The sequence below is a fragment of the Albibacterium sp. genome (assembly GCF_035514885.1).
Taxonomy (GTDB): Bacteria; Bacteroidota; Bacteroidia; order Sphingobacteriales; family Sphingobacteriaceae; genus Albibacterium.
On record NZ_DATJCH010000024.1, the window covers coordinates 153,138 to 178,330 of the forward strand.

The window sequence follows — 25,193 nt, forward strand, 5'->3', positions numbered from 1 at the left end:
ATATGGCTTTACTTCTTCCTGTAATGGGTGTTCATCCAGTTATTCCTGAAGGTTGTTTTGTAGCGGAAAATGCTACTATTGTAGGGGATGTTATCCTAGGAAATAATTGTTCTGTTTGGTTTAATGCTGTTATCCGTGGAGACGTTAATTTTATAAGGATTGGACATCATAGTAATGTACAGGATGGTGCTGTTATTCATTGTTCTTATAAAACGGCTTCTACAAGCGTTGGTAATTATGTTTCTATTGGGCACAATGCGCTTGTACATGGCTGTGTAATAAAGGATCATGTATTGATAGGAATGGGTGCCATTGTGATGGATCATGCTCTTGTAGAAGAGTATGTTATTATTGCTGCCGGAGCTATTGTTTTAGAGAATACGGTTTGTGAATCTGGCTTTATTTATGCCGGGATACCTGCTCGGAAAATTAAAGCCATTAGTGATAAACAAAGAGATATGTTAAATACCTTACCACATAATTATGTGATGTATTCAAACTGGTTTGAATAAAGGGTATTAGTCGCTTTCTTTCGGTGTTATGGTTCCTGATTTGATAAAAGGCTCTTCTGTACCATCATTCTCAGGATTCGGTTGTTCTATTACTTCTGTTTGTGGAGGAGGTGAATTACTGCTGGTTCCTTTGGCTGGAACGGTTACGATCTCTTCTTGCTCCCAATTAGGTCTGATAGTTATTATCTTATTCCAATACCATAATTGTTCAGCTTGTTTCTTTTCTGGAAGGTTTCCTGTATCCCATTTTTGATTATTATTATCATCGTAGATTACTCGGACCGAATAATTTCCTCCGGGATATTGCTTATAGCTTATCTTTTGTGAAGAATTTATGGTGTGAACAGCTGCTACCTGAGTTTTATCTTCTTTAATTAATTCAACAATGTAGTTGTTGGAATCTGGTAATTTTACATCTAGAATGATGTCGCCATAGTTTTCGGTATCGTCGAATGTGAACTTTCTTTGTCCGGCTTGAGATTTTTCACCGAAGTGACCTGTAAATGCTCCCTCTTCTAATTCTAACAGATAGGTTCTTCTTGGTCGCCAACGGAAAGTTAAATTGGCTTTTCGCTGGTTATTATTATCCAGCGTTAGTTGAAAATTATTAACCCGAGTAGTATCTTCAAGTAGTTTAATTTTTGAAATATCGGCAGATTCTATGGGTGCCGCCGCGGTAAATACAATATTCTTTACCGCATCTACTCTTTGTGAAGATAGATTATCGGAGATGATTATGCTACGATCATATTTATCGTTTTTACCGCGTCTTAATAATATTGTATCAAGAGGTGTAGAATTTTGGCTTAATTCAACTTCGAGGGTATCGAAGGTTAGTTCAGGTAACCATATGAAGGCGCTATCGCGCATTTTAGTAAACTCGGTTAACTTGTTGTTATCTAACTCGGTATTGTTTAAGATTTTAAGTGTAGGATTTTCGACTGGCTTATTGAACGAGAGTAGAATCCGTCCGGTACTTTCAATTTTGTTTTCTATTATTCTAAAATTAGCCGGTATTTCTTTAAAGGTGCTTAGTTTTATACCACTTATATTTTTATCTAATACGATGCTATCTTTAAGAAATGCTATCTCTTCATCCGGACTGTTATAGATGCGATCATTATTGGTTTCTTTTAATGCATAGATTCGATAGGTGTTTTCGCTTAGATTTTTAAATTGGAAGTTTCCAGAGCTATCGGTTCTTGTAAATATATTTGCCTTCCGTTTTCCAAATATTGAATCTTGCTTAATTGGAATCAGCAGAACCACAATGTCTTTTTCAGGCTCTAAAATATAGGAGTTTATAACATTCCCCGATATTGTTAGAGAATCTATTTCATTACCGGTCGAGAAAACATAGCTGTAGTTAAGTAATGGGTTCCCTTCATTCACATCGACTAAGCCTTTTCCAAAGTTTAAAGAGTAAGTTGTATTCTCTGCTAGTGAATCAGGTAATTTGATGAACAGCGACTTTTTTTTAATTCTTAATTCTGGTGTGACATCAACATCCGGAGAGATACTGAATTCTGTAAACTGATTATTGAGTTTTACATATTCATTAAATTCAATTTCAATCTCTGGACTTGCAAAGTTTTTTGTGAGATTAGCTGGTGTCTCTTTTACTATTTTTGGTGGAATAGAATCTTTAGGTCCTCCAGTTGGTTGTTGCATGCTTGCACAACCGGTAATAAAGGCTGAAAGTATAAAAGCGAACATCAAAAAGCATAATATTTGATTTAAGCCTATTTTTAATCGATTTAAGCCACTTTTATGATTTTTGATATTATGATTCATTTTTTAAAAGTTATTTACTTCTACGCCTTTTAAATAAATTATATTTTTATTAGATTAATTCTTTGATAATGAGTTATTTATGATAAATGAACGACTAAAACTGATATATCTGAAGGCGTAACTCCTGAAATCCTTGATGCTTGCCCAATTGTTCGTGGTTTCACTTTGTTCAATTTTTCTCTCGCCTCTTTAGACAAAGAATTTAGTTTTGAATATTCAAATTCTGGATTGATCATTTGATCTTCCATCTTTTTCATTTTATTGATTAATTCAAATTCTTTCTGAAAATAACTTTCATACTTTACTTTTATTTCGGTCTGCTCAATTGTTTCTTCATCATATTTATTTAGTAATTCTTTAAATTCCGAATTTGAATTGGCAAGGTCATAAATATTTAATTGCGGCCTGGTTAATAGATCGACCATTTTCTTGTTTTGTGTCAATGGACTGTTGTTGTTTTCTACAAGGATTGGATTAATTAGATCTTTATCTATTGACGTCTTTCTTAAATATTTTATAACCGTGTTTGCATTATCTACTTTTTCATTAACCTTATCAAGCCTGTCTTGTGAAACAAGTCCTAGTTTATGGGCTAATGGAGTTAAACGTTCGTCTGCATTATCTTGTCGTAATAGTAAACGATGTTCTGCACGAGAAGTAAACATGCGGTAGGGCTCTTCTGTACCTTTGGTAACCAGGTCATCAATAAGGACACCTATATACGCTTCACTCCTCTTAAGTATTAGTTCATGTTGATCGTTTATTCTTTGATGTGCATTGATACCTGCGATCATACCCTGACTGGCTGCTTCTTCGTATCCGGTAGTTCCGTTAATTTGTCCTGCAAAGAAAAGGTTCTTAATCAAGAAGGTTTCCAATGTGGCATCTAACTGCATTGGTGGGAAAAAATCGTATTCGATTGCATAACCAGGGCGGAACATTTTTGCGTTTTCAAATCCTGGGATCTTTCGTAAAGCTTTATATTGAACATCTTCGGGAAGAGATGTAGAGAAGCCATTCACATAAATTTCTACTGTATTCCAGCCTTCAGGTTCAACAAATATTTGGTGACGATCTCTACCGGCAAATCTGTTTATTTTATCTTCAATAGATGGGCAATAACGCGGACCTAATCCTTTAATTCTACCAGTAAACATTGGCGATTTTTCGAATCCTTCCTTTAATGTTTCATGTACGCTTTCGTTAGTATAAGTAATCCAACAACAACGTTGTTCTTTTGGAGTTTCAACGTCAGTATAAGAAAATTTCCCTTTTTTCTCATCTCCCCATTGTTCTTCCATCAAGGAATAGTTGAGACTACGGCCATCAACGCGAGGCGGCGTTCCTGTCTTCATTCTTCCAGAAGCAAAGCCAAGACTAATGAGTTGTTCGGTAAGTCCGGTAGCAGCTTTCTCTCCTGCTCTTCCTCCTCCGAATCTTTTTTCGCCAATGTGAATTAAGCCGTTTAGAAAAGTTCCATTGGTCAATACAACGGAATCGGCGGGTATTTCGATTCCTAAAGATGTTTTAACTCCTGCAGCTCTACCATTTTCAATAAGAATTTCCTTTACTGTATCCTGCCAAAAATCAATATTCTCTCTGTTTTCAAGCTGTAGACGCCACTCTTCCGAGAAACGCATTCTATCATTTTGCGTTCTGGGACTCCACATAGCAGGTCCTTTAGATTGATTTAACATTCTGAATTGAATGGTTGTCTTATCAGATACAATTCCTGATAATCCTCCCATCGCATCAATTTCTCGTAATATTTGACCTTTGGCAACTCCACCCATAGCTGGGTTGCAGCTCATTTGCGCGATAGTTGTCATATTCATGGTAACTAATAATACGCTCGAACCTAAGTTGGATGCAGCAATGGCAGCTTCGCAACCGGCATGGCCACCTCCAACAACAATTACATTATATTTCTTAAACATGATTTTGTGATATGGTTTCACGTGGAACATTGGAAAAATGTTCCACGTGAAACGTTAATTTTCTTTTTCCAATAAAGTGAGCCAACGATCTTCTTTTTCTGATAGCTGCTTATTTAAATTTTCAACTTCCTGTGCAATCTCTATTAATACATTATGGTCGCTAACTGTATTCATGGTTTTTGACTTTTCTTGTATTTGTTCTTCAAGTTGGGGTATTTCTTTTTCGAGTGCTTTTAGTTCTTGTTTTTCTTTAAAGGTAATTACATTCTTTTGAACTTTTAATACAGGCTTATGAATAATTGTATTTTGTTTTTCGACTTTCGTTGCTCTTTCTTTGGTTTCTTTTTCTTCTAATTCCTGTTCTAGTTTATAGTCGGAGTAATTTCCATTATAGACTTTAAGTTCAGGTGAATCTGTAAATATGAATAACTGGTCCGTAAGTCGGTCCAATAAATATCTATCGTGTGAAACAAGTATTAAAACCCCTGAATAGTTTTCCAAAAACTCTTCTAATACATTTAATGTATCTATATCTAAATCGTTTGAAGGTTCATCGAGGATTAAGAAATTTGGATTTGTAATTAGAACTCGTAAAAGTTGTAAACGTTTCTTTTCTCCCCCACTTAATTTATTAACAAAACCAAATTGCTTTTCAGGTGGAAATAAGAAATGAGTCAATAATTGAGATGCACTTATCAGATCTCCGTTAGCCATCTTAATAAATTCAGCGATGTTTTTTACAATGTCAATTACACGCTCGTTTTCATTCAGTTTTAAACCAAGTTGACGGTAGTAGCCGAATACAGTAGTATCTCCTTTTACTACAGTTCCATGATCAGAGTCCAGAACCCCAGTAATTAAATTTAAAAAGGTTGATTTTCCTGTTCCATTTTTTCCTGCTAAGCCTATTCTGTCACCCTTTTTGAAGGTATATGAAAAGTCTTCAATAATAACATGATTATTAAAGGATTTACTCAGGTTGTTTATCTCTAAAATTTTTCCACCTTGTCTGGAGATTTTAACACTCAATTGAACAGATTCTTTTACGTTCTTATTTTGAGTTTTTTCTTCCAGGTCATAATAAGCATCAATTCTGGATTTTGATTTTGTTCCTCTGGCTTGAGGTTGTCGACGCATCCACTCGAGTTCTTTTCTTAAAAGATTTTGGTTTCGCTCTAGTGCGATGGATTCTCCGGCTTCTCGTTCTTCTTTTATATTTAAAAAATTATCGTATTTCCCTTTATAGCTATAAATCTTACCCTTATCTAACTCCCTTATTTCTGTGCAAATGTTATTCAGAAAATAACGGTCGTGTGTTACAAAAATAAGCGTTTTCTGTTTGGTAGTTAATAGCTTTTCAAGCCATTCTATGGTTTCAATATCCAAGTGGTTGGTTGGCTCATCTAATATATAAATGTCAGGTTCGTTAATTAATAACTTTGCTAGTGCCAATCTCTTTTGTTGGCCTCCAGATAAGTCTTTAATTTCCTGATCTAGATTCTTAAGTCCTAATCTGCTTAATACTGTCTTGATATGATATTCATATTCCCAAGCATTAGAAGCACTAAGCTTTTCCGTTACTTCGGCAAGCTTTTCTTCTTGAATAGGATCCATCTCTATCAAACGTTCGTACTCTTTAATTAATTGCTGTTGTTCGTTATCAACGCTAAATACAAAATCATTGATGGTCGTTAATCCTTCGAACTTTGGGTCTTGTTCTAAATAACCTATATTGATTCCTCTTTCTGAAACAACTTTTCCAAGACTTGGGTTCTCTATTCCAGCAAGTATTTTAAGAAGAGTGGATTTCCCGGTACCATTGATCCCCACTAATGCAATCCGATCCCCTTTTTGTATCCCAAAAGAAAGGTCTTTAAATAGCCAACGATCACTATAAATATGACCTAGAAGTTCTGTTGATAAAATACTCACGCTAATTCTTTTATTATGTTCGATTGATAGATATGAATCCCTTTTATTTCTTTTTTAGCTTGCGATAACATAGCCTTGGCAATATCCGTAGCTTTAATACTTTGATATTTTTTTAAAGAACCCAAAAGTAAGGGATTGATTATATTAAAAATAAGCGCACTTATTCCTTCTAACGGACGACTCTCTTTTCTTTTGCCAATGATAAGTGAGGGTCTGTAGAAATGGACACCTAGAAAGGGTAATTTAGAAATGTCCTCTTCTATCTCGCCTTTCATTTTTAGGTAAGTATTTGACGATGAGCTATTTGCGCCTAATGATGATACAAGGTGAATGTATTTTGCACCATTTTTAATAGCTATCTTGCTTGCGGTCACAGGATAATCATGATCTATTTTATAATATTCATTTTGATCTGGAGTTTTACTCTTTGTAGTTCCAAGACATGAAAATATAATATCACCCTGTAAGATGTCCTGATTCTCTTCTAGTTCTTCGAAAGTTGATATTATTTCAGTAAGTTTATTATTTGATAGAGATAGTCTTTTTCTTACTATAATAGTGACAGAGGAAAAATAAGGATCATTCAAAGCTAATTTCAGCAACTCACTACCTATCAAACCACTTGCTCCAAAAATTAAGGCTCGCATATTTTAATTATTAATGAATGCAAAAGTACACATTTCCATTGGAGGCATGATAATTGGATGTAAATCGTTTAAAAAACACAGTAGATTATGACGTATATTAAAACCTATGAGACTGGGATTATTGGAAATTGTGCCTTCATGGCTCATATAAAGAAGGATACCAATATCTCATGGCTCTGTTGGCCTCGCTTTGATAGCTCTTTTGTATTTGGGAGTTTATTGGATGATAAGAAGGGAGGAGAATTCTCTATTTTGCCTATTTCCTCTGAATATACTTCCAAACAATATTATATTGAGAATACGAATGTTTTGCGGACAGAAATAACAAGTGAGGATGGAACCTATCGGGTAACAGACTTTGCGCCTCGCTTTAGCCAGTATGATCGTTATTTTAAACCCTTAATGCTCGTTCGGAAAATTGAACCCATTAGTAAAAGCCCTAAAATTAAAGTTCGTTGCAACCCTGTTTACGATTATGGTAAAATACAGTTAGATAGTTATCAAGGGAGTAATCATCTGGTTTTTCACGGTGGCCCCGAGCCTATTCGATTGACTACAGATATTCCTTTAAGTAATTTTGCTGAAGACAGATCTTTTGTATTGACAGAAGCGAAGTATATATTTCTCACCTATGGAAGTCCCCTAGAGGCACCAATTGTTAGTACTGCAGAACATTTTTTGCGCGAAACAATTAACTATTGGCGAATATGGATAAAGCACACCACGATTGCTCCTGTTTATCAGGAAGCCGTGATTCGTTCTGCATTAGCTTTAAAAATCCATCAATATGAAGATACAGGAGCTATTATTGCAGCCGGAACAAGCAGTCTGCCTGAAGCTGAAGGGAGTGGTAGGAACTGGGATTATCGCTACTGCTGGCTTCGCGATAGTTTCTATGTTTTAACTGCATTAAACCATATTGGGCAATTTGAGGAAATGGAAGGCTATGCTAATTACATTGCTAACATATCTTATGAAGCCAGAGGACGATTCCAGCCCTTATATGGAATTACAGGCAAGAAAGAACTGACAGAAGAAATTCTAGATCACCTAGCAGGTTATCGAGGAAACCAACCAGTTCGTATTGGGAATCAGGCCTATGAACACATTCAGAATGATGTATATGGCCAAGCTCTGATCTCCTTACTTCCTCTTTATACGGACCATCGTTTTGTTTTTAGAGAAAGAACAGACTCTAGTCAGTGGGTTTCTTTTTTATTAAGTAAAATTGAGCAAACTATTGATGAGAAAGATGCGGGTATTTGGGAATTTAGAAATTTTGCTAATCGGCATAGCTATAGCAACTTATTTCAGTGGGCGGGCAGTAATGCGGCATTAAAAATTGGTATTGCAATTGAAGACACTCAAATACAAGAACGGGCTAAAATACTGATTAAGAAGGCTAGCGAACACATTGAGAAATGTTATGATCCGAATCGAAAAGTTTATACACATGCAGTTGACAGTCCGCATCTGGACGCAAGTACACTACAGCTTATATTGATGAATTATCTAGATCCAAATTCTGAACGGGCAAAGGATCATTTAATTGCTTTAGAAAAGGAATTAAAAACTCCTGAAGGGCTGTTTTATCGTTATTTGCACTCAGATGATTTTGGTAGACCAAAAACAACGTTTCTGATCTGTGCATTTTGGTATGTTGAAGCTTTAGCAAGTGTAGGAAGAATTGAAGAGGCCCAGGAAACCTTTGAAAAGCTATTAAGTTATGGCAATCATTTGATGTTATTCAGTGAAGATATTGATGAAAATGACGGCAGCCAATGGGGGAATTTCCCACAGGCTTACAGTCATGTTGGTTTAATGAACGCTGCTTATAGAATAGCTCAAAAGCTTGATAAGCCAAGCTTCCTGATGAAGCAAGAATAATTAAGGTTGTAACAGGAAGTGCAAAAGGCTGCGAACCTCATGAAAGTCTTCCAAGAAGTAGCGAGCAGCCGATATATGGTTTCCTACTTTTATGCTGAAAGCATCTTCAGGTAAGGCTTTAAAGATATCTTCGTCTGTATAATCGTCTCCTATGGCCAATATAAAGTCATATTCTGATTTGGTTATTACACTTGAAGTTGCTTTTCCCTTATTCACTTCAGAGTTCTTTACCTCAACGACTTTATCACCGTTTAAGAGTTGAAGGCCATGGCTAGCAGTTATATAACGTAAGTTATCCATGAGTTCATTTGCTCTCAGGGACCCTAAACCCTTTTGAACTTTACGGTAATGCCAGACTAATGAATAGCTCTTTTCTTCTACAAAGGCACCAGGTGTTCGATCGCAAAATGCATCCATTAGTTGATGGACTTCCTCTTTCCAAGACATGGATAAATCAGCTTTCTGCTTCCAGTCTCCTTTAATTCTTTTTCGCCAGGCACCATGCTCTGCAATTAAGTCTAACTCTTTATGACCAAACCATTCTTCCAGAGTTTCATGTTTTCGACCGCTAATTAGTACGGTATGATTTTTTTTATCCGAGGTAAAGCAATCCAGGAGATCGTAAAGTTCCTGATCTGGAGAAGCCAGGTCGATTTGAGTTTTAAATCCTACGAGTGTTCCATCATAATCTAAGAGGATAAGCCTTTTTTCGGACTTATTGAATCTTTCCTTAATCTGAGTTCTTATGGAATCTTTAACCCTGCCGGCTCTCATTGAAAGCTGTGTGCTTTTAACATCTCTCAGTCGCTGCATATATATTTTGACCCAGTGATAGATGTTGTATTTAAAAACCATTTGTCGCATTGCCATCATTCTTTCCCTCATTTCTTTTGCGGGCATATTCAACGCTTCTATCAAAGCGTTCTTAACCTTATGGATGTTGTTAGGATTAACAATTATAGCGTCAATGAGTTCTTTTGATGCGCCAGCCATCTCGCTGAGGATAAGTACGCCGGTATTGTCGTTCCGACTTGCGACATACTCTTTGCAAACTAAGTTCATTCCATCTCGCATGGGAGTGATTAAACAGACGTCTGCTATATTGTATAGAGCAGATAAGAATTCAACGGGATAGCTTTGGTAAAAATAGGCTATTGGATACCAATCTAGTTTTCTGTAATGTGAATTGATATTGCCGACAATGCGATCAATCTCATTCTTAAGGCGCTGATATTCTTCTACATTATCACGTGAAGGCACAACAATCATAAATAGAACTACTTTTTCATGGTAGTCGGGATTTTCTTGTAAGAAAAGCTCGAAGGCTTCTAAGCGTTGAATAATACCTTTGCTATAGTCTAATCTGTCAATTGAAAGGAATATTTTTTGATCCTTGTAGTGTTCTTTCAGACTTCGTATATGCTCTTTTACTGTTTCATTCTTCGACAGGTCTGAGAACTTTTGAGCGTCGATACCCATAGGAAATGGCTCAATAGCAATAGCTCGATCACCAGAGCGAATCATGCTTCCATCAACATGCAGATCTAGGAGATGGGTTGCTGCACTGATAAAATGTCGCACATCATCAAATGTATGGAAACCAATAAGGTCGGCTCCTAACATTCCTCTCAATAAATCTTTTCTCCAAGGAATCATTCGGAAAAGTTCTTGTGACGGAAAAGGAATGTGTTGAAAGAAGGCAATGGATATATTAGGATGCTTTTCTCTTATGATTCCAGGTAGAAGTAAGAGTTGGTAATCGTGTATCCATAAGGTGTCTTCTGGTTCTAAATGAGGTAAAATTGCTTGGGCAAATTTTTCATTTACCTCTTTATATGATTGCCAATTATCGGAATCGAAGCGTGCATATGCTGAAATATAGTGGAAAACAGGCCATAGGATTTCATTTGAAAATCCTTCATAATAGCGTTTAATATCGGACTCTTCTAAAAAGACAGGAATAAGGTTTAAGGCTTGGAGTTTTTCAGTTACGTCTTTTTCCGCTTCTTCTTCAATGATCATTCCAGGCCATCCAATCCAAATATTATCACCCTCTTTATAAATAGAACCCAAGCCGGTGGCTAAGCCTCCTTCGCTTGAGTTAAAAATTAAATCATTGTTCTCCTGTGTAATTTTTACGGGTAACCGGTTAGAAACTATAATTGTCTTGCTCAACTTTATTGGGTTTTAATTTACTATAAGACATAATATACGTTAAAATGTTTGGAGTTTGTGAATATTCTTATGGATGTCTTACTTTTGTAACCATGCGGATTATATTAATTTTCACATTCGTTTTTTTAATAGGAACCATGCTTTTCTTTCGTTTTTATCAGAAAGCACCTAAAAATTTTAAAAATTGGTTGGGAAGATTAATTGGCATCTTGGCAATTCTGGGCTGGATTTATTTGTTGATTAAAATAAGATGATTATGGGGAGATATAATGATTTAAATAATTATATCTTTTTATAAATATTATCTATCTTTGCAGCCCCGCAGTATGTTGCTCCGGGAGATATGTTGAATACATAAATAAATAATAATGGCAACTAAAATCAGATTGCAAAGATTCGGTAAGAAAGGAAAGCCTTTTTACCATGTAGTAGTAGCAGATTCTCGTGCACCAAGAGACGGGAAATTTATTGAGCGCTTAGGTTCATATAACCCAAATACCAATCCAGCTACAATTTTATTAGACTTTGATAAAACTCTTGACTGGATGAATAAAGGAGCTCAGCCTACTGATACAGCTCGTGCTATTCTTTCGTATAAAGGAATTTTATATAAGAAACACTTACAAGGTGGTGTTAAGAAAGGTGCTTTTGATGAAACAGTAGCAGAAGCGCGTTTCGAAGAATGGTTAAAAGGAAAAGAGAATAAAGTCTCTAGCAAAAAAGAAGCTTTAGCTAATAGTAGTGCTGAAAGTAAAAAAGCTGCTTTAGCTGCAGAAGCAAAGAAGAAGGAAGACATAGCTGCAGCAATCGTTGCAAAAAATACTCCTCCTGCTGAGGAAGTAGTTGAAGAGACTTCGACTGATTCAGAATCATCAGAAGAAACTCCTGCTGAAGAAGCATAGTTTTCTTTATAATTATAGAATGTCATTTCAAGAGGTTTTCTTTAGAAATGACATTTTTTATTAATACGCTATGGATTATAATGAAAGCTTCAAGATCGGTTATATTACTAAGACTCGTGGATTAAAAGGAGAAGTTCAATTATTCTTTGAATTTAATGACCCAGAACTCCTCGACTTGGATCTGATTTTTATTGAAATAAATCGCCAATTAGTCCCCTTCTTTGTTTCCTCATATAAGTTACAATCTAATAATACCGGATATTTTTTCTTAGAGGATATTGATCATATTGATAAGGCGCAAGAATTGCTTCGGAAAAGCGTTTTTCTTCCAAATTCTAAAATGCCAGAAAGAGAAGAAGGTGAGTTTTTGATTGAGGATTTGAAAGGTTTCAATGTCTTTGACAGTAACTACGGTGAATTGGGTATAATTCTTGAAATCAATGAATATCCTCAACAATTTGTAGCTAGTGTTTCTTATAAATCCCAGGAGGTTTTATTTCCATTGAGTGACGATTTCATTGAAGAAATTGATGAAGAGAGGAAGGAGCTTCATATCAATTTACCCGATGGTTTGTTAGATATATATTTAAATCAGTCTTAACTTATAATCCTCATTTGTGATGCGTTTTGATATCCTAACGGTATTGCCAGGTTTACTTGAAAGTCCTTTTGGACATTCAATTTTACAGCGTGCGCAGAAAAAGGGTTTGGTTGAGGTGGTGGTTCATAATCTAAGAGATTATGCGGAAAACAAACAGAAAAGTGTAGATGATTATCCTTATGGTGGAGGTGGTGGAATGGTAATGTCTATTCAACCTTTTGCCAGTTGCATTGAGATGTTGAAAACACAGCGAGAATATGATGAGATTATTTTCATGACTCCTGATGGAATTACACTCAATCAGGGTACGGCAAATGAACTCTCTATACGTAAGAATATAATTATCTTATGTGGACATTATAAAGGAATAGATCAGCGGATTCGAGATATATATGTAACGCGAGAAATATCGATTGGTGATTATGTTTTATCCGGCGGTGAACTCCCTGCTGCCATTTTGGTTGATGCTATTGTAAGGCTGATACCAGGGGTATTGTCTGATGAGACTTCTGCTTTATCTGATTCCTTTCAAGGAGATTTGTTGGACGCTCCTGTTTATACTCGTCCGGCAGATTGGAATGGGTACAAGGTTCCGGAAATTCTCTTGAGTGGGAATCAATCAGTCATTGAAAATTGGCGTTATGAGGAGTCTTTAAAGAGAACCAGAGACAGACGTCCAGATTTATTGGACGATTAATTTTAAGAAAGATGGGATTGTTAAATATATTTTAAAATAAGAATTTAATATCTCGAAAAAAATAACTAATATTGCAATCCGATTTTTACGGGTTAAAAATCGTCATTAATTACTTACAATCATGGATTTAGTAAAGTTTGTAGAAGAACAAGCGGTAACAAAAAACGAAGTTCCCGCATTTAGAGCAGGTGATACAATTAGTGTTCACTATAAAATTCGCGAAGGAAACAAAGAGCGTGTTCAGGTATATCAAGGTGTAGTAATTCAACGTAATAGCGTTGGAACCAGCGAAACATTTACAGTTCGTAAAATGTCTAATGGTGTTGGTGTAGAGCGTATCTTCCCTATTAATTCTCCAAATATCGAAAAGATAATGGTTAATAATTATGGAAAAGTTCGTCGTTCGAAGATCTACTACCTACGTGCCTTAACTGGTAAAGCTGCTCGTATCAAATCGAGAAGAGTTTAATAAAGATATTTCAATGAAACAGCCCTATGAATTTCATAGGGCTGTTTTTTTATTTCTTATTCTTCTCGCTTACTTCCTTCGTATAGTTCGTACTCCATTAGACGGCAATCGAGGCGGCCATTATAGAATTCTATTTTTCTCGATGCACGCAACCCTATTTTCTTTGCTAATTCAGGGTTTCCTGTAAAAACATAACCTAAATATCCTTTGCAATAGCCCTTTAAGAAATCTCCGATCTCTTTATAGGTTATTTCTAACTTACTGTGAACTCCTAATCTCTCTCCATATTCGGGATTGAATACAATCACCCCTTTTTCTTCCGGAATTTTTGTCTCTTTGAAGTCGCAAACAGTAAATTCGATTAGCGTATCTACGCCTGCAGTTTTTGCATTATTAATTGATATCTCTACTGCTTCTGCAGAAATATCGGAGGCAATTATCTTGACTTGACTGTTTTTTTGGATAGCAGCTTTCAATTGTCTTCTTTCTTCAAAAAAGACTTCTTCATCGTAACCTAAAATATGCATAAATGCATAGTTCATCCGAAACAGGCCTGGCTTTCTGTTGCTGGCAATTAAAGCTGCTTCAATAGCTAATGTTCCTGATCCGCACATTGGGTTTACGAAAGGAGATTTCATATCCCATTTTGTTCCATATATAACACCTGAAGCTAAAGCTTCAAGCATGGGTGCTTTTCCTGGATGTTTGCGATAACCGTGTTTAGCTAGGGTTTCTCCAGAAGAATCAATGTAAATTTCTGCTTGATTCTCTTGCCAATAAAGGTGAATAACAGTTCTGCTTAAATCAGGCCCGCTATTTGGTCGAAGTCCTTTTCTTGCCTTAATACGATCTGCAATACCATCCTTAACCTTTAAGTTAGCAAAGAGAGGAGTTGTAATGCTTTCGTTATTAACATTGGAATTGATGGATACATAACCATTGAAATCTATGAGATCCTCCCATGCTATTGCTGCAACTTCGCGGTATAATTCATCTGCATTTTTTGCTTCAAAAGATTTAATAGAATATAGTATCTGGCTTGCGCAGCGAAGGTTCAGATTCAATTTTATACACTCGTTCAGGTTTGCTTTTAGCTCTACTCCTGTTGAGAAGGTACGAACGATTGAGAAGCCTAAATCTTGAACCTCTTTTTGTAAATACGACGCTAGTCTGTTATTACAAGTAATGATTACTTTGGATGGATTGTTGAAAACTTGCATAGATATTATTATGCGAAGGTACTGATAATTGTGACTTAAATTCCTTAATTTTACAGTTTATAACAGTAAATATTATGGAAATTACCGGAAAAGTACATGAAGTTGGCCAAGTGCAACAGGTTACAGATACCTTTAGAAAACGTGATTTAGTGATTCAATATGCTGAGAATCCACAATTTGTAGAATATATAAAATTTGAAGCAACTCAAGATCGGGTTAATCTTTTCGATAATTTGAACGCTGGTGATGATGTTGCTGTTTCTTTTAATTTACGAGGCCGTCCATGGACAAATAAGGATGGAATAACTTCTTATTTTAACTCTCTTGTTGCATGGCGCGTAAATAAAGTTACTGGTGGACAACAAGCTGCAGCAGCGCAGTATAGTGCTCCTGCCCCTGCAGATATATCCTCTGATAACAATGAAGAGGATGATTTGCCATTCTAAGAAAATTATATTGCATGATAAGCAAAGAGCCTCCTAAAATTTTAGGAGGCTCTTTGCTTATCATGCAGTTTGTCATTTGAAGTGCAAAATTCATTAATTCAAGGTGTTAAATAATGTTAAATGACTTTTTTACCCTCGCAGCTTATGTATTTTTGTAATATATGAATCGTAGAAGTATCAGTCTTATTATTGGTTTAATGAGTATAGCTTTGCTTGGCGTTATGGCCATGCAATATTACTTTATAAGACAATCTTATCAATTAAAAACCCAGCTCTTTGATGAGTCTGTGATGGCGGCTATTAATACCGTCTCTCTTAAGGTTGAGAAAGATGAGGCATTACGTTTTCTTAATAATAGGGAATCTAATGAGAATAAAGCTCGTGAGCAGCGCGAAAGTGAAAGAATAAGATCATCTCAAGAAGAGGTTTCTTCAGCCTATGCCGATAAAATGAGGATGAAGCAAGCAAAACTCAGAACTGATTTTAAGGTCTTGGAGCAACAAGTAAAAAGGCGCTATCCCGGTGCAGTTTTATTAGATAACGATTTTTATGAAACCTATATGAAAGATCCTGTATTGCGATCTCATGTGAAATATGAGGTTACTATACAGCAAGCTTATGATGAAGCTGGAAGAGTATTTCAACAGCAAGAAATCGGGATTTATGCAGATAGAAAAGCAAGTCAAATAAAGAAGGCGAAAGATGACAGTGTGCGCTATTTTATTGTTGATCCCATTGTAGGTGAGTTTGTCATTTCTTTGCCTCCCCGGGTTGATGCTAAACTGGAAGGAGAAATTAGACAATTAGAGCAGCAGGCCAAAATAAGGATGGCAAGTGTTTATATGGATTCGGTAAAAGCTACTAATCCTAAAGAAGGTTCTGCTTTAGAAAACTTAGCCGACGAATTTGAGCGATCTAAGAAGTCGGTGATGCAAAGGATTGATCCGAAGTTTATGGAAGAAGAATTGAGGCAAGAACTTAAAGATCGAAAGATTGAGCTTGCTTTTGATTTTAATATAAGTAATGGCAGAAAGGATTCGATCATGTTCCAATTTGCGAATAATCAAACCGTAGCCGACGAAAGTGAGGCCTATACTACAATTTTGTTTCCAAGCGATTTATCGGGTGAACGCGCTGTATTATCTGTTTTCTTCCCAGACAAATCATCCTTGCTGATTGGGAATATGAAAGCGATGTTGATATCTTCTGCGACTCTCTTATTGGTATTGATAGCTTGTTTCACTTTCACGATCCTTTCTATCATTAAACAAAAGAAATTATCGGCAATGAAAAGTGACTTCATGAATAACATGACGCATGAATTTAAAACGCCTGTTGCTACAATTATGATTGCAAGTGAGTCTTTAAAGGATTCAGAGATCTCGCAAGATCAGTCTCGTGTTGCTAGATTAGCCGGAATTATCTATGATGAGAATATACGCTTAGGTAATCATATAGAAAGGGTTTTAAACATCGCTAGAATTGAAAAAGGAGACCTTAAGCTCGAATCAGAACCAATAGAAATAAATGATTTGATAGGGACTGTTGTTGATAGTATGGCACTTCAATTGCAAAAGAATAATGTTGAAATTGAGTTTGATTTGAATGCAGAGCCATTAATTGTTCTAGGAGATGAATTGCATTTATCGAATGTGATTTTTAATTTAATTGATAATTCAATTAAGTATACTAATCATGCTCCTCATATTTATATCCAGACAAGGGCTCATGGCAATCACTTGAATATTATTTTAAGAGATAACGGTATGGGTATGAATAAAGACCAATTATCTAAAATTTTCGATCAATTTTATCGTATTCCTACCGGCAATATTCATGATGTTAAAGGTTTTGGATTAGGACTAAGCTATGTTCAAGATATTGTAAAACGTATTGGAGGATCTATTAAGGTGAAGAGTGAAATTAATAAGGGCGCAGAATTTGAAATAACCATACCTTTATATAAACCTTAATGAAGCATGAGTAAGATCTTATTGGCAGAGGACGACCCCAATTTGGGTGATATTCTCAAAGAATATTTAGAACTGAAAGGAAAATTCCAGGTGACACTTTGTACAGATGGCGAAGAAGCATTGCGTGCATTTAACCGTGAGCAATTTGATCTGTGTATTCTTGATGTGATGATGCCAAAAAAGGATGGTTTTACACTTGGGAAGGATATTAGAAAAGTAAATGATACTATCCCGCTAATATTCGCGACAGCTAAAGGGATGATGGAAGATAAATCTATCGCTTTTGGTTTAGGAGGGGACGATTATATCACCAAGCCGTTTCGTGTTGAAGAGCTATTGTTGAGAATAAATGCTTTGTTAAAGCGTTCCGTAAATAAAGAACCAATAGAACCTGAAGAAACAGTTAATACTTTTGAGATTGGAGAGTACTTTTTTGATTATATGTCACAAGTAATCAAAAGAAAAGGCGAACAGCAGAAACTTTCTACAAAAGAGGCGGAATTGTTACGGATGCTCTGTTTAAAGAAAAACGATGTTTTAACACGCGAGGAAGCTTTGCTTAAAATCTGGCATGATGATAATTACTTTAATGGTCGCAGTATGGATGTCTTTTTAAGCAAATTGAGAAAGTATTTAAAGGAAGATCCAAGTGTTGAAATAGTTAATGTACATGGAAAAGGGTATAAACTGCTTATAAGTTAGGTGTGAGTTTTCGTTATCATACGGTTATGAGTAGAATATTAGTACCTTTGCACACTTTGTATGTCTCGCCTTCCAATAACTTCACCGGTCATTTATTCTATTATTATAAGTTTTAGACATTATGTCAGACTTAATAGATTGAATTAAAGGTTTTTGAAAAGATGGATCGGGATTTGTTTAAAAATAAATTGGGGCATCCACAAATAATGAAGTAATTTGTTATTATCGATATTGTTATAAAATGTTTGTGGAAACCCGTAGTTCTTAAAATGGCTTATAATGGAAGATGATTATAATTTCGGCTTTTCCGACGACCCAAAATTCTCTGTAGAGAGATATGAGGAAATGATCCGTAATAAGGATCAGTATTTTTTTGATTCACAAGCTTTTGAGGGAATTATTGATTTTTATATAGAAAAAAGTGACCCTGTAAAGGCATTACAAGTAGTGGATTATGCAGTTAGTCAGCATCCGTTTATTGCTGTTTTCTACATAAAACAAGCGCAACTGTTTACTTTGATCTCTCAAACTGACAGGGCATTAAACGCCTTGGATAAGGCACAGACACTCGAAGCTTCTGAGGTAGATATCTATTTGATTCGGGCAGGTATTTTCAGTATGCTTGAGCGTTATAATGATGCAATGAGTGAATTGAACATAGCGCTTTCTTTATCAGAGAACTCTGTTGATGTTCATATGCAGATTGCTATGATGCTCCAAAGTAAAGGGGATTTCGAAGGTGCTATTGAACATCTGAAGTTCTGTCTTGAAGACAATATGGAAGATCAAGATGCTTTGTATGAATTGGCGTTTTGTTACGATGTGTTGGACCGTCATGAGGAAAGCATAGAGTTCTATCTCCAATACATTGATAGTGATCCCTACTCCTATGCTGCTTGGTATAATTTAGGCAATGCTTATCATAAGTTGGAATTGTATGAAATGGCTATTGATGCTTATGATTATGCAATTTTAATTAAGGAAAATTTTGCTTCCGCATACTTCAATAAGGGTAATGCCTTGGTTAATATTGACAAATATGAAGAAGCGATAAAAGTTTATAAGGAAACCTTTGAATTTGAACCACCAAGTGCAGACACTTACTGTGCAATCGGCGAATGCTTTGAGAAATTGGAACAAATGGAAGAAGCTCGTTCATATTATAAAAAAGCAGTTAAATTAGATCGTAATTTATCTGATGCATGGTTTGGCATTGGAGTAACACTTGATTTTGAGGAACGTTTCTTTGAATCATTGCATTATTATAAGAAAGCATTAGATCTGGATGATCAAAATCCTGATTATTGGTTTGCAATTGCCGATGCTCGTTATAAACTTAAACAATTGGATGAAGCTGAGGAAGCATATCAGCAAGTGGTTGATTTAAATCCAATTGATATTGAAGCGTGGCTTGATTTTTCTTCCATTATATATGAGCAAAATAGGCTTTCTGATGCAATTGGAGTAATTTCAGAAGCTATTAAGCACAATCCAGATGCTGCAGAACTTTATTACAGAATGGTAGCTTATCTCTTTGCGTCAGGACAGTATAATGAAGCTTTAAATTTTTTAGATATAGCCTTAAACATAGATACTGAAAAACGGCATATATTATTTGAATATTTACCGCAATTACAAGACAATAAACTTATTGTTGATATTATTAAAAAATACACTACGTAGATCCGACTATTTAGTTGGCATATAATTGCGACTATCCGATTTTTTTTTTGAAATTTGCAACCCATGAATTTTCACCTTAATAATATACCAGACCGTAGTGTAAAGCCAAGAGAAAAAGGAATCACCATGGTAATGGATAAGGGTTTATCAATTAGACAAGTTGAGGATTTCCTTTCCATCAATGAATTTCATACTGATATAGTTAAATTGGGTTGGACAACGTCTTATGTTACACCGAATCTAGAAAAAAAGTTGGATGTTTACCGACAGGCTAATATTCCAGCTTACTTTGGAGGGACACTCTTTGAGGCTTTTGTAGTTCGAAATCAATTCGATGATTATCGTAAAATTCTCGACAAGTATAAAATGGAGTATGCCGAAGTTTCTGATGGATCTATTGATATTCCTCATGATGAAAAATGTGAGTATATCCGAAAGCTAAGTGAACAGGTAACCGTAATTTCGGAAGTAGGATCAAAAGATGACGAGAAAATAATTGCCCCCTATCGGTGGATTGAGTTAATTGAAGCAGAGATGCAAGCTGGCTCATGGAAAGTAATTGCCGAGGCCAGAGAGAGCGGAAGTGTTGGTATCTATCGTGAAAGCGGAGAAGTACGTCAAGGGTTAATTGATGAAATCCTTACACGTATTCCGTATGAATCCATCATCTTTGAAGCTCCTTTAAAAGCACAACAAGTCTGGTTTATTAAATTGTTGGGTGCAAATGTGAACTTAGGGAATATCGCACCAGCAGAAGTTATCCCTTTAGAAACAATTAGATTAGGCTTACGCGGAGATACTTTTAGTCATTTCCTTTAAAATATAAATTCAAAAATGAAAAAGTTCGGACTGATAGGGTATCCATTGGTGCACTCTTTCTCAAAGCAATATTATACCGAGAAATTTGAGAACCTTGGACTTTCCGATCATAGTTATGAATTATTCCCATTACAAGCTTTAAGCGAACTCCCACAATTATTAAAAGATGAGCCCAAGCTATGTGGTTTAAATGTTACGATCCCACATAAGATTGGTGTCTTATATTACCTAGATTGGGTAAGCCCGGAGGCTAAAGTGGTAAATGCGGTAAACTGTATTAAAATCCTGAAAAGGGATCCTCTCGAAGATCTATTTTCAGGAGAGTGTAGCTTGGAGCGTGTTCGATTGCATGGTTACAATACAGACGTGTATGGTTTTGAGGAGTCTTTAAAGCCATTATTAAAAAAGTCTCATACAAGAGCGTTGGTATTAGGAAACGGCGGGGCTGCCAGAGCTGTGTTATATGTTTTAAGGAAACTGAACATTGAATACACCGTAGTTTCTCGCAAAGCCAGCCATATTCAATTGCCTTACGAGGAGATCAGAAAGGAAACAATTGAAAAACATTCTATTATTATTAACACAACCCCTGTAGGTACCTATCCGAATGTTAATGAATGCTTAGATATTCCTTATGAGTATATAGGTAAACAACATCTCCTGTACGATTTGATTTATAATCCGGAAGAGACAGAATTCTTGAAAAGGGGTAGATTGAATGGCGCTACTATAAAAAATGGCAAAGAGATGCTAGAATTACAAGCAGAAAAGAATTGGGAGATCTGGGAAGGTTAAACCTTCTTTCCAAATCGACTCTGTATATCTGGATTATTATTTATAATCGTATTTTTGTGAATGATCTCTATCAAAACGTTTGTATGTAATCCTTATCAGGAAAACACCTATATCTTGTATGATGAAACAGGATCTTGTGCTATAATCGACCCCGGAATGTATGGTACTAAGGAAGAGGAAGCTATTGTATCGTTTATAAAAGAAAATAAACTACGACCTGAAATTCTTTTAAATACACATTGTCATATCGACCATGTACTCGGAAATAGATTTATATACGATACTTTTGGATTAATCCCTCAATTTCATGAAGGCGAACTTCCCTTACTGATAGAAGTTCAAAATTACGCCCCTCAAATGGGCATACGATACGAAGTTTCACCCATACCCGAAGTGTTCCTACCTTCAGAAGGAGAAGTTAAATTTAGCAATCATTCTTTGAAAATTATTTCAGTCCCCGGCCATTCCCCTGCCCATTTATGTTTTTACAGTAAAGATGGTGGGTTTTTGATTGGGGGAGATGTTCTTTTTAAAGGCAGTATCGGAAGAACAGACTTGCCCGGAGGCAATCATCAACAGCTACTATCCAATATTAAAGAGAAAGTCTATATCTTACCTGAAGATACACTCGTTTATCCAGGACATGGGCCAACAACAACCATCGCTATTGAAAAAACAAGCAATCCTTTTGTAAGAGGATAATTAGATATATGAATACGCCCCTATTTATTGCTAAACGTTATTTGTTTTCAAAAAAATCTGTTAATGCAATTAACATTATTTCGGGCATCAGTACATTAGGTGTTTTAGTTGGGAGCGCAGCATTAATTATTATTTTATCAGTATTTAACGGGTTCGAGATGTTGATCTTGAATATGTACAGTGCTTTTACTCCCGAGATGCGTGTTGAACCCGCTCAAGGAAAATCATTTGTTACTGATTCTCTTTTAGCTCGTAAATTAAATTCGGATCCCCGAGTATTGCATTATAGTGAAATTCTTCAAGAGAAGGTTTTACTGAGATATGGGCAAAATCAATATATCGCAGTTCTAAAAGGCGAAGTTCCTGATGCTAAAAAATCAGCTATAAGCGATAGTCTAATAAATGAAGGAGAGTATAAACTCAGGGATAAAAACACAAATTACGCTGTTGTTGGTGCAGGCGTTCAGGCCTATTTAGGCATTAACTTGGAGCGCGAGGATCTTGTCCTTTCTGTTTATTCCCCCAGAAAAGATGCTGTAAATTCAATCAACCCTGCAGAGGAATTTAATGTAAGAACTATTAAACCTGTTGGGGTAGTGGTTGCTCAGCCACAGTTTGATGATGTAGTGATTGTTCCGATTTCGTTTGCGCGAGAAGTTTTGAGTGAATATGAAAAGGTTTCTGCAATTGAAATAGATTTAAAATCAGGTATTGATCAAACTGAGTTTAAAAGAGAATTAACGGAATTACTCGGCAATAATTTTCTAGTTAAAGATCGAGCCCAACAGAATCCCACACTCTACAAAGTACTTAACTCCGAAAAATGGGCAATCTTCCTTATTCTTACATTTGTATTAATTATTGCCATTTTTAATATTATCGGCTCCTTAACTATGCTGGTTATTGATAAGAAGAAAGATATCGCAGTGCTCAAAAGCTTAGGTGCAGGCGATTCTTTTATTAAAAATATATTCTTTGCTGAAGGGATGTTCATCTCTCTATTTGGATGTATAATTGGAATGGCTTTGGGGCTTGCTTTTTGCATTTTGCAGAAGGAATTCGGCCTTATTAAAATGGAAGGTATTGAGTTAGTAACCAGTGTTTTCCCTGTTCAGATAAAAGTGTTTGATTTCATACTTGTATTCTTAACCGTTACTTTCATCTCTTTAATTGCATCTTTTGTTTCCTCGCGTTTAAGCGTTAAAGGAGAAGAGCAACTATCTTAAGAAACGCGTTCCACAAAAAGAGGTTGATTTATTGAAGGAATAAGCTCTAGTTCTGAAGCTTTTTTAAATAGTAAGTTAACCGCTTCCCTGCCCTTGGCTCCTAAGCTTACGGAGTAATTATTTACATAGAGATCAATATGTTTATACATTACCTTTTCATCCATTTCCTGCGCATGACTTTTAATAAAATCCAAAGCTGATTTAGGATTTTCAAAGGCATATTCAATGCTTTTTCGTATTAGCCTGTCTACAGTACTCTGAATCTTTGGATCAATACGCCTATTGATAACAATCCCTCCCAATGGGATAGGAAGACCTGTTTCTTTTTCCCAGTAATCTCCCAAGTCAATGATTTTATGCAAACCTTTATCTTGGTAGGTAAAGCGATTTTCATGGATAATAAGCCCTAAGTCAATAGTATTGTCTAACAGAGCCTGTTCTATCTCCGAGAATACTAAAATCTTTTTATTCTTAAGTTCCGGAAAGGCCAGGCCCAAAAGGAAATTGGCTGTAGTAAATTCGCCAGGTATACCTACTTTCAAATTGTAATGTTGCCTGATATACTCTCTATCTGTAAGTTCGTTGTTTTTTGAAATAAGCAGGGGTCCTACTCCATGTCCTAAAGCGCTTCCGGCATCAAGCAGAGCATAATTGTTGATTGCATAGGCAAATGCGTGAAAGCTTAATTTGCTGATATCAGGTTCATTTTTAAAAACCTTTTTGTTAAGGGTTTCTACATCATCAAAAAAGACGTCGAAATCAATTCCCTCTGTATCAATCTTTTTATGAATTAGGGCATCAAAAATAAAGGTATCATTCGGACAAGGAGAAAAGCCAAGACTTAGTTTCATGGATAAAAATTTGTAAACAAAAATACTAATCTTTCAATAAACTCAAATCAGGAGTAGCCAAACAAAAGCAGGATGATTTAATTTTAAAGTTAATTTACAAGAAAAACTCAGAGTCAAATGATATAAGCCAATCGTTCAGATTCTTTATGGCTAACCCCACTTGCCAATTTGAACGATTTCTTTTTTCAACCAAATTTGAAATGCTCCGCACCTGTATGCAACTTATACCTTCTCTTTGGGCCGCATAGAATACCGCAGCACCTTCCATGCTTTCTGTTTCAGGCTTTAACCGTTTAGAAACCGTATCGATGCTATTAGTATTGCCATGGACTGTATTGACAGTTATTCCTTTTACCTCTCGCAACGACGAGATGGAATGGTATTTCATAAACAATGCAGCATTCTCATGATAGGCGCTGTTTCCGAAGCCCATTTCATCAATAGACAAAAAGTTATTTGCATCTTCGGCTCCTAACTCACTGAAGGTATCACTTTTTACCCGCACTACAGTACCTAATTGCAAGTCCGGATCAAAGCTACCAGCAATCCCAACATTGAGTAAAGCATCGTATTTAGTTGATAGAAGTTTTTTCCCTAACTCATAAGACGTCGCAACCATACCTACCCCTCCAATAAGTATATCAACGGTATCAGGTTTTGATCTGATGAACTCCAAATAAGGTTCGATTTCCAGCTTGGTTGCAGCAACAATAAGTAGCTTCATCATTTCGTATTTTTAACGAAGGTACAATTAATAGGAGAATGTATTATCTTTGTGCACTATGATTTATATAACAAGAAGAGAGCGCTTTTCTGCAGCCCATAAATTAGCGAGAAATGATTGGAACGAAGATCAAAATTTAAAGGTCTTTGGGAAATGCGCTAACCCCAACTGGCATGGCCATAATTACGAACTTTTTGTAACAGTTAAGGGAGAAATTGACCCTGAGACAGGATTCTTAATTGATTTAAGAGTGCTAAAAGCAATAATTCAAGAAGAAGTAATTGAGAAATTAGATCATATGAACATCAATCTTGATGTCGATTTCATGCAAGGTAAAATGGCTTCAACAGAAATGATTGCTATCGAAATTTTTAAGCGCATGGCACCAAGGATTGAAGAGCAAGGAGCCCAACTTCATTGTATCAAACTTTGTGAAACAGAAAATAACTTTGTTGAGTATTTTGGGAATTAATATAATTGGTGTCTCAAAGCAATTAAA

At 35.8% G+C, this 25,193-nt stretch carries 23 protein-coding genes; 15 read left to right on the forward strand and 8 right to left on the reverse strand.

Features of this window, described 5'->3' with window-relative positions; genetic code table 11:
- Positions 1-2: 2 nt before the first annotated feature.
- The gene (locus VL047_RS11775) at positions 3-512 is read left to right on the forward strand and encodes a gamma carbonic anhydrase family protein (RefSeq protein ID WP_325360792.1); all 510 of its coding nucleotides are present in this window, start codon (positions 3-5) and stop codon (positions 510-512) included.
- A 6-nt stretch (positions 513-518) separates the two neighbouring features.
- On the opposite strand, the gene VL047_RS11780 is transcribed toward VL047_RS11775, so the two are convergent.
- From VL047_RS11780 to VL047_RS11795, 4 genes are all read right to left on the reverse strand, one after another.
- The gene (locus VL047_RS11780) at positions 519-2,306 is read right to left on the reverse strand and encodes an Ig-like domain-containing domain (protein ID WP_325360794.1); all 1,788 of its coding nucleotides are present in this window, start codon (positions 2,304-2,306) and stop codon (positions 519-521) included.
- A gap of 77 nt (positions 2,307-2,383) precedes the next feature.
- Positions 2,384-4,243: a tRNA uridine-5-carboxymethylaminomethyl(34) synthesis enzyme MnmG gene (mnmG, locus tag VL047_RS11785; protein ID WP_325360796.1), complete on the reverse strand. Its 1,860-nt coding sequence runs from the start codon at positions 4,241-4,243 to the stop codon at positions 2,384-2,386.
- Positions 4,244-4,297: 54 nt separating this feature from the next.
- Positions 4,298-6,175, reverse strand: a complete 1,878-nt coding sequence (locus VL047_RS11790) for an ABC-F family ATP-binding cassette domain-containing protein (RefSeq protein WP_325360798.1) — start codon at positions 6,173-6,175, stop codon at positions 4,298-4,300.
- Positions 6,172-6,822 (reverse strand): NAD-dependent epimerase/dehydratase family protein, encoded by a 651-nt coding sequence (locus tag VL047_RS11795; protein WP_325360800.1) that lies wholly within the window; start codon positions 6,820-6,822, stop codon positions 6,172-6,174. Before VL047_RS11795 ends, VL047_RS11790 begins: the two co-directional genes overlap by 4 nt.
- Positions 6,823-6,909: 87 nt before the next feature.
- Between VL047_RS11795 and VL047_RS11800 the strand changes: the two genes are divergently transcribed.
- On the forward strand, positions 6,910-8,709 hold the full coding sequence (locus VL047_RS11800; RefSeq protein ID WP_325360801.1) for a glycoside hydrolase family 15 protein: 1,800 nt from the start codon (positions 6,910-6,912) through the stop codon (positions 8,707-8,709).
- Here the strand turns inward: VL047_RS11800 and VL047_RS11805 are convergent, their stop codons facing one another.
- Positions 8,710-10,884 (reverse strand): bifunctional alpha,alpha-trehalose-phosphate synthase (UDP-forming)/trehalose-phosphatase, encoded by a 2,175-nt coding sequence (locus tag VL047_RS11805; RefSeq protein ID WP_325360803.1) that lies wholly within the window; start codon positions 10,882-10,884, stop codon positions 8,710-8,712.
- Between the two features lie 368 nt (positions 10,885-11,252).
- Here VL047_RS11805 and VL047_RS11810 point away from each other — a divergent pair, with 368 nt between their 5' ends.
- The 4 genes from VL047_RS11810 to rplS all read left to right on the forward strand — a co-directional run bounded on the left by VL047_RS11810 (position 11,253) and on the right by rplS (position 13,553).
- The gene (locus VL047_RS11810) at positions 11,253-11,786 is read left to right on the forward strand and encodes a 30S ribosomal protein S16 (protein ID WP_325360805.1); all 534 of its coding nucleotides are present in this window, start codon (positions 11,253-11,255) and stop codon (positions 11,784-11,786) included.
- A 70-nt stretch (positions 11,787-11,856) separates the two neighbouring features.
- On the forward strand, positions 11,857-12,387 hold the full coding sequence (gene rimM / locus VL047_RS11815) for a ribosome maturation factor RimM (RefSeq protein WP_325360807.1): 531 nt from the start codon (positions 11,857-11,859) through the stop codon (positions 12,385-12,387).
- Between the two features lie 19 nt (positions 12,388-12,406).
- Entirely contained in the window at positions 12,407-13,084 is a 678-nt protein-coding gene (trmD, locus tag VL047_RS11820; RefSeq protein WP_325360809.1) for a tRNA (guanosine(37)-N1)-methyltransferase TrmD, read from the forward strand.
- Between the two features lie 121 nt (positions 13,085-13,205).
- Complete coding sequence (rplS, locus tag VL047_RS11825; RefSeq protein WP_349255193.1) at positions 13,206-13,553, forward strand: 50S ribosomal protein L19; 348 nt, start codon at positions 13,206-13,208, stop codon at positions 13,551-13,553.
- Positions 13,554-13,609: 56 nt separating this feature from the next.
- On the opposite strand, the gene VL047_RS11830 is transcribed toward rplS, so the two are convergent.
- Positions 13,610-14,773 (reverse strand): class I SAM-dependent RNA methyltransferase, encoded by a 1,164-nt coding sequence (locus VL047_RS11830; protein ID WP_325360811.1) that lies wholly within the window; start codon positions 14,771-14,773, stop codon positions 13,610-13,612.
- A 74-nt stretch (positions 14,774-14,847) separates the two neighbouring features.
- On the opposite strand from VL047_RS11830, the gene VL047_RS11835 reads away from it, so the two are divergent.
- The 8 genes from VL047_RS11835 to VL047_RS11870 all read left to right on the forward strand — a co-directional run bounded on the left by VL047_RS11835 (position 14,848) and on the right by VL047_RS11870 (position 23,119).
- The gene (locus VL047_RS11835) at positions 14,848-15,219 is read left to right on the forward strand and encodes a DUF3127 domain-containing protein (protein ID WP_325360812.1); all 372 of its coding nucleotides are present in this window, start codon (positions 14,848-14,850) and stop codon (positions 15,217-15,219) included.
- A gap of 161 nt (positions 15,220-15,380) precedes the next feature.
- On the forward strand, positions 15,381-17,192 hold the full coding sequence (locus VL047_RS11840; protein WP_325360814.1) for a HAMP domain-containing sensor histidine kinase: 1,812 nt from the start codon (positions 15,381-15,383) through the stop codon (positions 17,190-17,192).
- Between the two features lie 6 nt (positions 17,193-17,198).
- A complete protein-coding gene (locus tag VL047_RS11845; RefSeq protein WP_325360816.1) occupies positions 17,199-17,894 on the forward strand; it encodes a response regulator transcription factor in 696 nt (231 codons plus the stop codon).
- A gap of 279 nt (positions 17,895-18,173) precedes the next feature.
- Entirely contained in the window at positions 18,174-19,577 is a 1,404-nt protein-coding gene (locus VL047_RS11850; RefSeq protein ID WP_325360818.1) for a tetratricopeptide repeat protein, read from the forward strand.
- A gap of 63 nt (positions 19,578-19,640) precedes the next feature.
- A complete protein-coding gene (locus tag VL047_RS11855; RefSeq protein WP_325360820.1) occupies positions 19,641-20,396 on the forward strand; it encodes a phosphosulfolactate synthase in 756 nt (251 codons plus the stop codon).
- A gap of 15 nt (positions 20,397-20,411) precedes the next feature.
- Complete coding sequence (aroE, locus tag VL047_RS11860; RefSeq protein WP_325360822.1) at positions 20,412-21,191, forward strand: shikimate dehydrogenase; 780 nt, start codon at positions 20,412-20,414, stop codon at positions 21,189-21,191.
- 60 nt (positions 21,192-21,251) lie between these two features.
- A complete protein-coding gene (locus tag VL047_RS11865; RefSeq protein ID WP_325360823.1) occupies positions 21,252-21,893 on the forward strand; it encodes an MBL fold metallo-hydrolase in 642 nt (213 codons plus the stop codon).
- Positions 21,894-21,901: 8 nt separating this feature from the next.
- Entirely contained in the window at positions 21,902-23,119 is a 1,218-nt protein-coding gene (locus tag VL047_RS11870) for an FtsX-like permease family protein (RefSeq protein ID WP_325360825.1), read from the forward strand.
- On the opposite strand, the gene VL047_RS11875 is transcribed toward VL047_RS11870, so the two are convergent.
- Both VL047_RS11875 and mqnB read right to left on the reverse strand, forming a co-directional pair.
- Positions 23,116-23,970, reverse strand: coding sequence for a 1,4-dihydroxy-6-naphthoate synthase (locus VL047_RS11875; RefSeq protein ID WP_325360826.1), 855 nt, complete (start codon positions 23,968-23,970; stop codon positions 23,116-23,118). The genes VL047_RS11870 and VL047_RS11875 overlap by 4 nt on opposite strands.
- A gap of 94 nt (positions 23,971-24,064) precedes the next feature.
- Entirely contained in the window at positions 24,065-24,697 is a 633-nt protein-coding gene (gene mqnB, locus VL047_RS11880) for a futalosine hydrolase (protein ID WP_325360828.1), read from the reverse strand.
- Positions 24,698-24,752: 55 nt separating this feature from the next.
- On the opposite strand from mqnB, the gene VL047_RS11885 reads away from it, so the two are divergent.
- Positions 24,753-25,166, forward strand: coding sequence for a 6-carboxytetrahydropterin synthase (locus tag VL047_RS11885; protein ID WP_325360830.1), 414 nt, complete (start codon positions 24,753-24,755; stop codon positions 25,164-25,166).
- Positions 25,167-25,193: the final 27 nt, after the last annotated feature.

Coding starts and splice junctions, on each gene's coding strand:
- VL047_RS11865 (WP_325360823.1), top strand. CDS start 21,252: ATGATCTCTATCAAAACGTTTGTATGTAATCCTTATCAGGAAAACACC.
- VL047_RS11875 (WP_325360826.1), bottom strand. CDS start 23,970: ATGAAACTAAGTCTTGGCTTTTCTCCTTGTCCGAATGATACCTTTATT.
- VL047_RS11830 (WP_325360811.1), bottom strand. CDS start 14,773: ATGCAAGTTTTCAACAATCCATCCAAAGTAATCATTACTTGTAATAAC.
- trmD (WP_325360809.1), top strand. CDS start 12,407: ATGCGTTTTGATATCCTAACGGTATTGCCAGGTTTACTTGAAAGTCCT.
- VL047_RS11870 (WP_325360825.1), top strand. CDS start 21,902: ATGAATACGCCCCTATTTATTGCTAAACGTTATTTGTTTTCAAAAAAA.
- VL047_RS11885 (WP_325360830.1), top strand. CDS start 24,753: ATGATTTATATAACAAGAAGAGAGCGCTTTTCTGCAGCCCATAAATTA.
- rimM (WP_325360807.1), top strand. CDS start 11,857: ATGGATTATAATGAAAGCTTCAAGATCGGTTATATTACTAAGACTCGT.
- aroE (WP_325360822.1), top strand. CDS start 20,412: ATGAAAAAGTTCGGACTGATAGGGTATCCATTGGTGCACTCTTTCTCA.
- VL047_RS11795 (WP_325360800.1), bottom strand. CDS start 6,822: ATGCGAGCCTTAATTTTTGGAGCAAGTGGTTTGATAGGTAGTGAGTTG.
- VL047_RS11775 (WP_325360792.1), top strand. CDS start 3: ATGGCTTTACTTCTTCCTGTAATGGGTGTTCATCCAGTTATTCCTGAA.
- mnmG (WP_325360796.1), bottom strand. CDS start 4,243: ATGTTTAAGAAATATAATGTAATTGTTGTTGGAGGTGGCCATGCCGGT.
- VL047_RS11810 (WP_325360805.1), top strand. CDS start 11,253: ATGGCAACTAAAATCAGATTGCAAAGATTCGGTAAGAAAGGAAAGCCT.
- mqnB (WP_325360828.1), bottom strand. CDS start 24,697: ATGATGAAGCTACTTATTGTTGCTGCAACCAAGCTGGAAATCGAACCT.
- VL047_RS11855 (WP_325360820.1), top strand. CDS start 19,641: ATGAATTTTCACCTTAATAATATACCAGACCGTAGTGTAAAGCCAAGA.
- VL047_RS11800 (WP_325360801.1), top strand. CDS start 6,910: ATGACGTATATTAAAACCTATGAGACTGGGATTATTGGAAATTGTGCC.
- VL047_RS11835 (WP_325360812.1), top strand. CDS start 14,848: ATGGAAATTACCGGAAAAGTACATGAAGTTGGCCAAGTGCAACAGGTT.
- VL047_RS11850 (WP_325360818.1), top strand. CDS start 18,174: ATGGAAGATGATTATAATTTCGGCTTTTCCGACGACCCAAAATTCTCT.
- VL047_RS11845 (WP_325360816.1), top strand. CDS start 17,199: ATGAGTAAGATCTTATTGGCAGAGGACGACCCCAATTTGGGTGATATT.
- rplS (WP_349255193.1), top strand. CDS start 13,206: ATGGATTTAGTAAAGTTTGTAGAAGAACAAGCGGTAACAAAAAACGAA.
- VL047_RS11780 (WP_325360794.1), bottom strand. CDS start 2,306: ATGAATCATAATATCAAAAATCATAAAAGTGGCTTAAATCGATTAAAA.
- VL047_RS11840 (WP_325360814.1), top strand. CDS start 15,381: ATGAATCGTAGAAGTATCAGTCTTATTATTGGTTTAATGAGTATAGCT.